Consider the following 12,452-nt stretch of genomic DNA (forward strand, 5'->3'; position numbering starts at 1 on the left):
ATTTTTTCAAGCTTGATTAATACGGAAGTTGATTAAAGGTTTTAACTTAATTTGAAAAAATATAATGCAAAACTGTTACTGTTGTTACACGCTAATCAAGATTAATGTTTTTAAATAATTATCAGCGTCTATCTGCGGTTCATGGATATGCCAATCATAAATAATCCCATATCACAATTACCGCTAGAAGCAACAGAAATCTCTCAATATTTGCCTTTATCACCTCAAGGTGCAGAGGTAATTTTAGGTAACATTATTGAACCAGAACAATTAGTTATACCTGTAGTACCGAATGCCACAACAATGTTTGGGCCGCGTGGTGCTTGTTTGTTATCAGAAACTGGCCCATTATGGGTATCAGATACAGGACATCATCGATTATTAGGGTGGCAGAATTTACCTATAAGAGATAGTCAACCGGCTGATTGGGTAATTGGACAACCTGATTTTTATCATGAAGGACAAAATGCTAAAAATACACCGGGAAGGGCAACTTTAAGTGTACCAACAGGGATTTGTGCTTGCGGCGAAGGGTTAGCTGTAGCAGATGCTTGGAATCATCGGGTTTTGATTTGGAAAAACTTACCCGAAGATAACAATGTTCCAGCAGATTTGGTGTTAGGACAAGTTAACTTTACTGATAATGAACCAAATCGAGGAAATCAGCAAGCATCTGCTAATACAATGCACTGGCCTTATGGTGTTTACTATCATCAAGGACGGCTATTTATTGCTGACACTGGTAATCGAAGACTATTAATTTGGCATCAGTTACCAAGAGAAAATGGTCAACCGGCTGATTTAGTTTTGGGACAACCGGATATGATATCTCGCAACGAAAACGGTGGTGATTCTGCAACGGCAGCGAGTATGCGATGGTGTCACGATATCACTTTTTGGGGAGAGAATTTGGTTGTCAGCGATGCAGGTAATCACCGGATAATGATTTGGCAGGGAATACCAACAGAAAATAATACCCCTTGTGCAGTGGTTTTAGGACAAAAAAGCTTTGATTTTGTGGAAATGAATCAAGGAGTTTATTTGCCAAGTGCTAGTAGTTTGAGTATGCCTTATGGTGTGGCGGTGGCTGGGGATTGGTTAGTAGTTGCAGATACTGCTAATTCTCGTTTATTAGGATGGAAGAAGCCAGAATCAATTTTATCACTACAAGGTGTAATGGCAGATGGGTTGGCAGGACAAATAAATTTTCAAAGTAAAGGTGAAAATCGGAATTTCGGGCTACCTAAACGAGATAGTTTAAATTGGTGTTATGGAATAAAAATTTGTGGCAATACAGCAGTAATAGCTGATTCTGGAAATAACCGAATATTGCTGTGGCAGTTTAATGATGGGACTTCTAAGAAAGAAATTATTTAAATAAACGAACCACAGAGAACACAGAGGAATGAGGAGAAGAGAGTTTTTTGAGTATTTTTTTATTTGGAAGTCTCTATGCCGACTGAAGAAATTAGAGTTCGCGGTACTGTTCAGGGGGTAGGATTTCGCCCTACTGTATATCGTCTGGCTAAAGCCTGTGGTTTGCGTGGAGATGTTTGTAATGATGGTGAAGGTGTATTAATTCGGGTATCTGGTAGTGAGGAAGCATTAACAGAATTTGTTGCCAGATTGCAAACTGAATGTCCACCGTTAGCAAAAATTAATGAACTAATTAGAACTCCTTATGAAGGTAAATTTAACTTTAATAATTTTGTGATTTCTAGTAGCGTCAATAGTGCAATCAAAACAGAAATTGTTCCTGATGCAGCTACTTGTCCGCAATGTCAAAAAGAAATATTCGACCCTTTCAGCCGTTTTTATCGTTATCCATTTACTAACTGCACTCATTGCGGCCCCCGCTTGAGTATTATTCGTGCCATTCCTTACGACAGATGCAATACCAGTATGTCTGCGTTTGTTATATGTCCTGAATGTGCAAAGGAATACAACGATGTTGAAAACCGGCGATTTCACGCCCAACCTGTAGCTTGTCATGTTTGCGGCCCCACAGCTTGGTTAGAACGCGCTGATGGTAAATCGGTTACTGCTTCCATGTTTTCGATGATGGATGATGTTGATGCCGTTTGTACCCTGTTGCAAAAGGGTGAGATTATAGCAATTAAAGGATTAGGTGGTATTCATCTGGCTTGTGATGCAACTCAGGAAACCGTTGTACAAAAACTGCGTCAACGTAAAAAGCGCTATCACAAACCATTTGCTTTAATGGCGCGAGATATTGAAATAATTGAACAATATTGTCGTGTAAACGCCAAAGAAAAAGAATTATTGACAAGTTCTGCTGCACCAATTGTTTTACTACAGATAAAAGGGAGAGATGGAGATGGTGAAAATTTATTTACTCCTAACTCCTCACTCCTAACTCCTAACTCTCTTCATATTGCACCATCGGTAGTATCGGGGCAAAATATCCTTGGCTTCATGTTACCTTATACGCCCTTACATCATTTAATTCTGCGGCGGATGAATCGCCCAATTGTTTTAACAAGTGGCAATATTGCCGATGAACCACAATGTATTGATAATGACGAAGCAAGAGAAAAATTAGGGACAATCGCTGATTATTTTCTTTTTCACAATCGAGAGATTATTAATCGGGTAGATGATTCAGTGATGAGAGTTATCGGCGATAAAGTTCAAACAATTCGCCGTGCTAGAGGATATGCACCAGCACCAATTAGTTTACCACCGGGATTTGACAATGTACCGCAAATTTTAGCAATGGGTAGTGAGTTAAAAAATACTTTCTGCTTATTGCGTGAAGGAGAAGCAATTCTCTCTCAACATCTGGGAGATTTAGAAAATGCTCCCGCTTTCAATGCTTATCAAGAGACTTTAAATTTATACTTAAATTTATTTGAACATAAACCAGAAATAATCGCTATTGATAAACATCCTGAATATCTCTCAAGCAAACTTGGTAAAAAACTAGCGGATACAAATCAAATTCCAATTCATCAAATCCAACATCATCACGCCCATATTGCTGCTTGTATGGCAGAAAATGGGATTTCTTTAGATTCACCTCCAGTATTAGGTATTGCTTTAGATGGTTTAGGTTACGGCGACGATGCTACACTCTGGGGCGGGGAATTTCTTTTAGCAGATTATCGGAAATTTCAGCGACTAGCAACATTTAAACCGGTAGCAATGATTGGTAGTGAACAAGCAATTTATCAGCCTTGGCGTAATACCTACGCCCAATTAATAGCTGCTAATCTTTGGGATGATTGCCAACAACAGTATGCTGATTTGGAAATTGTAAAATTTCTAAATAAAAAACCACTAAAGCTACTTAATCAACTTATGGATAAAGGGATTAACTCACCTCCAGCTTCTTCAGTGGGGCGGTTGTTCGATTCAGTGGCGGCGGCTATGGGTATTTATAGAGATGAATGTAGCTATGAAGGACAAGCTGCGATCGCACTTGAAGCTATAGTAGATGTTAGCAGCTTAAATAATGATAAAGAAACGCTAATCTATCCTTTTAGTTTTAGCTTTTCAGATAGTATTTATTGTATAGACCCGCGGCCAATGTGGCAAGCCTTGCTTAATGACTTACAGCAGAAGATTCCACAACCAGTTATAGCTGCCAAATTTCACAAAGGTTTAGCTAATGCGATTGTGGAAATGGTTAAGCATCTTTGTCAAGAAAATCTAATTAATCAGGTAGCCCTAACAGGAGGAGTCTTTCAAAATTGTATATTGTTAGAGCAAGTTATGAAAGGATTACAACCATTAGGAATAAAAGTACTCACTCACAACTTAGTTCCAGCTAATGACGGCGGCTTATCTTTAGGACAAGCAGTGATTGCAGCCGCACAATTAATACAAGAGTGTTGATATTCGGCAACTTTGCCTCACAAATAATTCTCTCTGCGTTCTCCGCGCGATGCCAGGTGCTTCAAGTCGGGGAACCCGCCCAACGCACTGGCTCCTCTGTGGTTCGTTTATCTTAAAAAATAAAAAAATGTGTTTAGGAATCCCCGGACAAATTATAGAAATTACCAACGTTAACCATAAATTAGCCCTAGTTAGCATTGGCGGTGTTAAACGCGAAGTAAATATTGCTTGTATCGTAGATGAACAACATCCCCCCGAAGCTTGTATTGGTGATTGGGTGCTAGTGCATGTTGGCTTTGCGATGAATCGAATTAACGAACAAGAAGCGGCAGAAACATTGCAACTATTTCAAGAATTAGCAGCAGCACAAGCAGGGATTAGTACTTATACTAATTCTGTATGAAGATGCGCCTATAGGGTAAAAAATAAAGAACGAACCGCCAAGTACGCCAAGTACGCCAAGAAATTAAGAGATTTAGCGCAGCTTCACAAAGAAATGGTATTAAATAATAGACTTTTCTTGTCTCACATAAAGAAAACGTTTAAAACTCACCTCTTTCTTCCTTGGCGTTCTTGGCGTCTTGGCGGTTCGTTAAAAAAACTCCCTACCACAAAAGCGAAATTAACTATTCCCCAATCCTTATGAAATATGTTGACGAATTCCGCGAACCAGAAAAAGCAGAAGCCATCCGCCGCGAAATCGCCAAATTATGCCACCAGCTAGAAAAACCCATCAAAATCATGGAAGTATGTGGTGGACATACCCATTCCATCTTTAAATATGGCATCGAAGAAATCTTACCCCAAACCATCGAACTAATTCATGGGCCTGGTTGTCCAGTATGCGTTATGCCAAAAGGGAGATTAGATGATGCGATCGCAATCTCTCAAAATCATAACGTCATTTTTGCCACCTTTGGCGACGCAATGAGAGTTCCAGGTTCCAAAACCACTTTACTGCAAGCTAGGGCACAAGGTGCAGACATCCGTATGGTGTACTCTCCCCTAGATAGTTTGCAAATTGCCAAAGATAACCGCGACAAACAAGTAGTCTTCTTCGCATTAGGCTTTGAAACCACAGCCCCCAGCACCGCCTTCACCATTTTGCAAGCAGCAGCCGAAGGAATTCATAACTTTAGTATGTTTTCCAATCACGTCCTTGTGATTCCTGCCCTCAAAGCACTATTAGATAACCCCGATTTGCAACTCGACGGATTTGTTGGGCCTGGACATGTAAGTATGGTAATTGGTACTGACCCATACCAATTTATTTCCCAACAATATAATAAACCAATTGTTGTCTCAGGATTTGAACCCTTAGATATCCTCCAATCCATTTGGATGCTATTGCAACAGTTAGTAGAAAATCGTTGCGAAGTCGAAAATCAATATAACCGAATTGTCGAAAAAAGCGGGAACACAGTAGCCTTACAAGCCATAAATAAAGTTTTCACCGTCCGAGATAGTTTTGATTGGCGGGGCTTAGGTGACATCCCCTATTCAGGATTAAAAATTAAACCTGAATATGCTCAATTTGATGCCGAACTTAAATTTACCATTCCTAATCTCAAAGTAGCCGACCATAAAGCTTGTAAATGTGGAGAAATTCTCAAAGGAGTTTTAAAACCTTGGGAGTGCAAAGTATTCGGTACAGCTTGCACACCAGAAACACCAATCGGTACTTGCATGGTATCTTCCGAAGGTGCTTGTGCAGCCTATTACAAATACGGGCGACTTTCCACCATTGCCAAAAGAACAATACCAAAAGTAACTATAACTCAAGAACCTCTCCCCGCCTGCGGCTTCTTTTCAGACTAATACATCTCATAAATACTCTGCGTACCTTTGCGTTTAAAAAAATTTTAATATGAATATTCCCCCCCAAAACTCAATAAAAAATCCTCTATTCCAAAAAATTGAACAAGCCCGCCATCGCCAAGGTAAAGTGCGAGATACTCATATAACTCTTGCACATGGCAGTGGTGGTAAAGCCATGCGCGATTTAATAGATGATATCTTTGTTAGTAGTTTTGATAATCCAATTCTCTCACAACTAGAAGACCAAGCCACCTTAAATTTAGCCCGTCTTATGCAACAAGGAGACAGGCTTGCATTTACAACAGATTCTTATGTTGTAGACCCTTTATTTTTCCCAGGTAGTGATATAGGAGAATTAGCCATAAACGGTACAGTTAATGATTTAGCTGTCAGTGGTGCTAAACCTTTATATCTAACTTGTAGCGTAATTTTAGAAGAAGGATTACCTGTAGAAACCTTACGCCGTGTCGCAACCAGCATGAAAGCAGCCGCAGAAAAAGCTAGTGTTCAAATTGTTACTGGTGACACAAAAGTTGTACATCGAGGTGCTGCCGATAAACTCTTTATTAATACTGCTGGTATTGGTATCATCCCACGAGGAGTTAACATTTCTGCCCACAATATTAAGCCTGGAGATGCAATAATAATTAACGGTGAAATAGGCAATCATGGGACAGCGATTTTAATTGCCCGTGGCGAACTAGCCTTAGAAACTGATATTGAAAGCGACTGTCAGCCGTTGCATAGTTTAGTAGAAACTATTCTCCATGTCTGTCCCCAAATTCATGCTATGCGAGATGCTACACGCGGTGGTTTAGCTACAGTATTAAATGAATTTGCGCTTAGTTCCAATGTGGGAATTCGTCTTTTTGAAGAATCTATTCCAGTACGTGAAGAAGTCAACGGAGTTTGCGAAATTCTCGGTTTAGACCCATTGTATTTAGCTAATGAAGGTAAGTTAGTTGTGGTGGTTCCAAAAGAGAATGCTGGCAAAGTTTTATCGGCTATGAAATCTCACCCAGCAGGTAAAGATGCTTGTATTATTGGCGAAGTTATTTCTTCACCACCAGGTATTGTATTGTTAAAAACACTTTTTGGTGCTGAAAGGATTGTTGATATGTTGGTAGGCGACCAATTGCCACGAATTTGTTAATTTTTGGGATTTCCAAGAAATAGTTTATCTAATAAACGAACCACGGAGGACACAGAGAGATAAAAATAGAGAAGTTGTTGCATCACTGTTTGTTTTGGAACTACATTTAATAGATTTTATAGTATGCACGAACTTGGAATTACTCAAAATATTGTGGCAATTGTAACTGAAAATGCCAAAGGTGCAAAAGTACAGCGAGTTTTATTAGAAATCGGTAAACTTTCAGCCATTATGCCCGATGCTATCCGATTTTGTTTTGATATTTGCACTCAAGGTACACTTTTAGAAGGGGCGACATTAGAAATTTTAGAAATCCCAGGTTTAGCAAAATGTCGCCAATGCGGTGCAGAAATTTATTTAGATAAACCGTTTGGTATTTGTAGCTGTGGTAGCGTGCAATTAGATTTGATTACTGGTGAAGAACTGAAAATTAAAGAAATAGAAATAGAGGAATTATGTGTGTAACTTGCGGTTGTTCTGATAGCGACACTAAAATTACCAATCTAGAAATAGATGAAGCTGAACATCATCATACTCACACCTTACCAGATGGAACTATCATCACTCATTCCCACAGTCATGATACTCATATAGAAGCGCCTCAAATTCATGCCAAAATACACAACACAACGATATCTTTAGAACAAGATATATTAGCAAAAAATAACCTCCTAGCTGCCCAAAATCGGGGATGGTTCAAAGGGCGAAATATTCTCGCCTTAAATTTAATGAGTTCTCCCGGTTCAGGGAAAACAACTCTTTTAACGCGAACCATCAATGATTTAAAACATCAATTATCTATTAGTGTCATTGAAGGCGACCAAGAAACTGCTAATGATGCCAAAAAAATTAAAGAAACAGGTTCTAAAGTTATCCAAATTAACACCGGAACAGGCTGTCATTTAGATGCCTCAATGATAGAGAGAAGTTTACAACAACTGAATCCGCCTCTGAATTCTGTTGTGATGATTGAAAATGTTGGAAATTTGGTTTGTCCAGCCTTATTTGATTTGGGAGAACTGGCAAAAGTTGTGATTCTTTCCGTCACAGAGGGAGAAGATAAGCCGATAAAATATCCCCACATGTTCCGTGCGAGTAACATCATGATTCTCACTAAAATTGATTTGCTGCCTTATGTAGATTTTGATGTTCAAAAGTGCATAGATTATGCTATGCAAATCAATCCCCAAATTCAGATTTTTCAGGTTTCTGCAACTACTGGTACTGGGTTGGAGAAGTGGTATGCGTGGCTAATTGAAAACTTAAAAATTTGTCAACGCTAATTTCTTTACGCTTGAGGAATATTTAATTTTTTTTTACGAACCGCAAAGGACGCAAAGGACGCAGAGGAAGAGAAGGAAGAGATAGGTAATTCTAAAGCCTATCATCACAAAATTAAATCATTGATTTACTGAATCTCTCTCTGGGTTCATGAAAATTATCAGTATTTTTTCTAACATAGAAAATGCATACTGCTATTTTCCTCTCAGTGCGTAAATCCTCATGGCTAAAGTTGAAGAATTGACACCCCAGCAACTCTCCGAAACAGACCTGAAACCACGAGGGAGAGTTTATCCGAGTCCTATCAGTTGGCGCGACCAGTTTTTGTACCAATTGATATTAGATAGATTCAGTGATGATAATGAAAATCAAAGGGAGCTTTTTGACCACACCAATCCTGCAAAATTCCAGGTTAAAGATAAAGCCGACTGGATGGCAGCAGGGACAAAGTTTGTAGGTGGTACTCTTAGAGGAATTAAGAGTAAATTAGACTACTTGCAGCGATTGGGAGTAACAACGCTGTGGATTAATCCACCTTGGCAACAACGTTCTGAGTTAGAAGCTTACCATAGCGATCGCATCCAAGACTTCTTAAATATTGACCCCCACTTTGGGACTCGTCAAGATTTAAGAGATTTAATTGATGCTGCCCACGATCGCAGGATGTATGTAATCTTAGATGTAACATACGACCAGAATTCTGATAACTGGTTCAACAGAAACGATGTAATTGCAGCCTTAGCCAGAGTTTATCAATATTGGATTGCTCTTTCTGACTGCGATGGCTTGCGGATAGATAGCCTCAAACACGTTTCTCCTGAAGATTCCCGCAAATTCTGCACAGCTATCCGCGAATACGCCGAATCTATTGGTAAAGAAAACTTTTTACTGACTGGGGAAATAACCTCCGGTAGTATGGCTGGTGCTTATATAGACATTATTGCTCGCAACCTTAGCGCTGTATTAGATAACGTACAAACCCCGAATGAATTAGCTGCATTCGCCAAAGGGTTAGTACATCCCAAACAATTTTTCGATTTGTATAGCGAAAACCATCTCGCTGGAGAATATCGCCAAATTGGGACATATCATGTCTCCATTTTGGATGACGATACTAATAAGCAGCGATTTGCCGCATACAGTAATGTGCCTCATCTTTATGAGCAAGTTGCTCATGCTGTTGGCGTACAATTAACCATCCCAGGAATCCCTGCTATTTATTATGGAACAGAACAGGCTTTTGATGGGAATGAAGGTTATCACGATTACAGCATAGAAGGTGGAAGGTTTGCCGAAGATAGATATATCAAAGAAGCGATGTTTGGCGGTGCTTTTGGCGCATTTCAAACAGCAGACTGTCATTTCTTCGATATCGACCATCCTACCTATTTGCGAATAGCTGCGATCGCCCGAATTCGCAACAGTCACGATAAAATTGGCAAAGCATTGCGCCGTGGACATCACTATCTGCGCGAAACATCCTTTTATAACTCTCCCTTCTCGATTCCCGGACAAGGCGAATTAGTTGCTTGGTCACAAGTTTTATTTGACACAGAAGTGTTGATGGTACTGAATACCAACGGCTTAGAAAATCGGGGTGCAGAAGTGACTGTAGATACTTATATGCATCCTCAAGACTCAGAAATGACTTTTTTATACAAAAGTGATTGGAGCGATGCCGATTTACGCAATCTACAGCAGAATCAAACTGTAACTGTGCAACATCATGATGACCGTCGCGCAACGGTGCGAATTGATTTACCTCCTTCAGGAATGGCGATTTTGGCGTAAGTAAACATCATAATTTGGGCAAAGCTTTGGGTAAAAACCTGGTTTAAATTTATAAACTTTTATCATAAGCTTTGCCCTAATACCAATTTAATGTGAACTTGCACATATCTTGATCCCCCTAAATCCCCCTTAAAAAGGGGGGACTTTGATAGATGTTTTTCTGGTTCGCCAGCGCGGTCTTGAGGTCTCCCCCGCCGCAGGATGCGCGAAGCGCTGTAGTGGAGCGACTGGCGTGGGCTAGGGGGATCGAATTCTATGCAACTTCATAAAAAATTGGTATAAGAATGAGTAAATATCTCGTTTCTAGTTTTTAGGACTTACGCAAAATTGTCTCAAAAACCTGATTTGTGGTAGCGGTAATTCATGAATTACCGCTACTTTAGAACTTTTTTGCGTAAGTCCTGGTTTTTACAAAAATCAAATATGAGTCTTATAGTTTAATTTGTTGGGAAAATACGTAAAAAATTAACCAGATGATTCATCATAGCGATCGCATAGCGTCTCGTAAAGAAGGCAGATTTCAAGGTGTTGGGGGACTTGACCTGTATTACCAAAGCTGGCATCCAGAAGGTAAAATACGAGGAATATTAACCATTGTGCATGGACTCGGAGGGCACAGCGATCGCTACAGTAATGTAATTCAACATTTGCTACCCAAGCAATATGCTGTTTATGGCTTAGACTTGCGTGGTCATGGACGCTCACCAGGTCAGCAAGGCTACATCAACGCTTGGAGTGAGTTTCGGGAAGATTTGGCAGCCTTTTTACAGTTAATTCAGACTCAGAATCCTGGATGCCCAATTTTTCTTTTGGGTCATAGTTTAGGTGGGGTGATTGTCTTAGATTATATTCTGCGTTATCCCCAAGAAGCATCAGTTTTGCAAGGTGCGATCGCTCTTGCGCCAACCTTGGGGAAAGTTGGGATTTCACCGATTCGGGTGCTTTTAGGAAAAATGCTCTCACGGGTGTGGCCGCGTTTCACACTGAATACAGGTATTGACATCAGTGCTGCTTCACGAGATCCGCAGGTTTTAGCAGCGATCGCTCAGGATACACTGCGACATACCCTAGCTACTGCCCGTTTAGCTACAGAATTCTTTGCAACAGTTGATTGGATTAATGCTCACGCAGGTGATTGGCAATTACCATTGTTGATTCTCCACGGTGGTGCAGACCGAGTGGCTTTACCTGCGGGAAGCGATATCTTTTATCAACGGGTAAATTGCACAGATAAATTGAGAATTGAGTATCCTGGAGCCTATCACGAAATTCAGCGCGACCTCAATTATCGAGAGGTCATGGCTGATTTAGAAGAGTGGTTGGAGCGACACCTATCACCCCAGACAGCACAGTTAGGAAGGGGAAGCGCTGAGTTAGAGTTTCCTAGTCAGTGATTTACATTATCTAAAAAATACGTTATTGAAGATTGAGAGTTTTTTCCAACCAAAATAGGCTCTCCCTTTACTCCTCCACGGCTGAGAGTACAAATCTTATAAAGGTTTTCGCAGTCAAAGATTGCTAGGACTAGCTCTTTCCCTGTTTGATAAGAGGATGGTAAGGGTTTACCTACCTCGCATTCCATGTCAATTTCGCGATCGCGCCACTGTAACTTCCAAATACGCTTTTCGGTTATTGGTGCTTTGAGAGACTGAGCAAGAGCATTATATACCTGCTCTGCTTTGATATCATCCTTGGCTGCTGGCACAAAAAACTTCATAGGCTGAGGTTACAAGTAACGTGAGTTTACATTAGCACCAGCGTAACGTAGTTACCAAGGCAATCTGCTTCCATCCCATGAGAAAAACTGCCCGCTATCGCCTTCTTGAAGCTGTTCGATGACAGTCAATAATTGGGTAACAGTGCGTTCCACTGAAAACAATTTTTCCGCAGGGACATTTTTCTGGAAAGGACGGGAAAGGCGCGTATCAGTTGTACCAGGATGTAATGTCACTATTAATGCTTTCGGACAACTTCTTTTATACTCAATGGCCGCAGTTCGCATCAACATATTAAGTGCTGCTTTAGAAGCACGATAGCCATACCATCCACCAAGTTTGTTATCGCCAATACTGCCCAATTTAGCAGAAATACTAGCAAACACACTGCGTTCTCCATGACGCAATAAAGGCAATAAATGTTTAGCTAGCAAGACAGCACCAATACTATTTATCTGAAAGTAGCGCAGCAAGTTTTCTGAATTAATTTCTCTTAAGCTTTTTTCAGGTTGCAAAGTATCTTCATGCAACAGTCCTACACAGTTGACGACTAAATGCAGTTTGTCAACTTGAGTACGTATTTTTTTAACAGCTTCAACAATCTGCAACTCGTCAGTAATATCCATCTGCAAACAAATTAATTTGTCAGAGTGTTTATCTACTAAAGATAGTAACTCTTCAGCAGCATTTTGTTGGCGATATGTAGCATAAACTTTAGCTATTTGTTCATCTAGCAGCAATTCTTTTACAAAACCTAAGCCGATACCTTGGTTGGCTCCGACAATCAAAGAATTAGCATCTGTTATTTTATCGTTAAAAACCATTTGTATAATTAG

The 12,452-nt window shown here is 40.0% G+C and carries 11 protein-coding genes; 9 read left to right on the forward strand and 2 right to left on the reverse strand.

Features of this window, described 5'->3' with window-relative positions; genetic code table 11:
• Window positions 1-141 precede the first annotated feature (141 nt).
• From GTQ43_RS01900 to GTQ43_RS01940, 9 genes are all read left to right on the forward strand, one after another.
• Window positions 142-1,377, forward strand: coding sequence for a hypothetical protein (locus GTQ43_RS01900; protein WP_265270190.1), 1,236 nt, complete (start codon window positions 142-144; stop codon window positions 1,375-1,377).
• Window positions 1,378-1,452: 75 nt separating this feature from the next.
• A complete protein-coding gene (gene hypF / locus GTQ43_RS01905) occupies window positions 1,453-3,858 on the forward strand; it encodes a carbamoyltransferase HypF (RefSeq protein ID WP_265270191.1) in 2,406 nt (801 codons plus the stop codon).
• Window positions 3,859-3,985: 127 nt separating this feature from the next.
• A complete protein-coding gene (locus GTQ43_RS01910; RefSeq protein WP_265270194.1) occupies window positions 3,986-4,261 on the forward strand; it encodes a HypC/HybG/HupF family hydrogenase formation chaperone in 276 nt (91 codons plus the stop codon).
• A gap of 239 nt (window positions 4,262-4,500) precedes the next feature.
• On the forward strand, window positions 4,501-5,676 hold the full coding sequence (hypD, locus tag GTQ43_RS01915; RefSeq protein ID WP_265270196.1) for a hydrogenase formation protein HypD: 1,176 nt from the start codon (window positions 4,501-4,503) through the stop codon (window positions 5,674-5,676).
• Between the two features lie 49 nt (window positions 5,677-5,725).
• On the forward strand, window positions 5,726-6,829 hold the full coding sequence (hypE, locus tag GTQ43_RS01920) for a hydrogenase expression/formation protein HypE (protein ID WP_265270199.1): 1,104 nt from the start codon (window positions 5,726-5,728) through the stop codon (window positions 6,827-6,829).
• A gap of 123 nt (window positions 6,830-6,952) precedes the next feature.
• A complete protein-coding gene (gene hypA, locus GTQ43_RS01925) occupies window positions 6,953-7,294 on the forward strand; it encodes a hydrogenase maturation nickel metallochaperone HypA (protein WP_265270201.1) in 342 nt (113 codons plus the stop codon).
• A complete protein-coding gene (gene hypB / locus GTQ43_RS01930) occupies window positions 7,285-8,112 on the forward strand; it encodes a hydrogenase nickel incorporation protein HypB (protein WP_265270202.1) in 828 nt (275 codons plus the stop codon). The genes hypA and hypB overlap by 10 nt, the downstream gene beginning before the upstream one ends.
• A gap of 220 nt (window positions 8,113-8,332) precedes the next feature.
• Entirely contained in the window at window positions 8,333-9,901 is a 1,569-nt protein-coding gene (locus tag GTQ43_RS01935) for an alpha-amylase family glycosyl hydrolase (protein ID WP_265270204.1), read from the forward strand.
• A gap of 473 nt (window positions 9,902-10,374) precedes the next feature.
• A complete protein-coding gene (locus tag GTQ43_RS01940; protein WP_265270206.1) occupies window positions 10,375-11,295 on the forward strand; it encodes an alpha/beta hydrolase in 921 nt (306 codons plus the stop codon).
• Here the strand turns inward: GTQ43_RS01940 and GTQ43_RS01945 are convergent.
• Window positions 11,289-11,606, reverse strand: coding sequence for a hypothetical protein (locus GTQ43_RS01945; RefSeq protein WP_265270209.1), 318 nt, complete (start codon window positions 11,604-11,606; stop codon window positions 11,289-11,291). The genes GTQ43_RS01940 and GTQ43_RS01945 overlap by 7 nt on opposite strands.
• 63 nt (window positions 11,607-11,669) lie before the next feature.
• Window positions 11,670-12,440 (reverse strand): SDR family NAD(P)-dependent oxidoreductase, encoded by a 771-nt coding sequence (locus GTQ43_RS01950; RefSeq protein WP_265270211.1) that lies wholly within the window; start codon window positions 12,438-12,440, stop codon window positions 11,670-11,672.
• Window positions 12,441-12,452: the final 12 nt, after the last annotated feature.

Source organism: Nostoc sp. KVJ3 (assembly GCF_026127265.1).
Taxonomy (GTDB): domain Bacteria; phylum Cyanobacteriota; class Cyanobacteriia; order Cyanobacteriales; family Nostocaceae; genus Nostoc.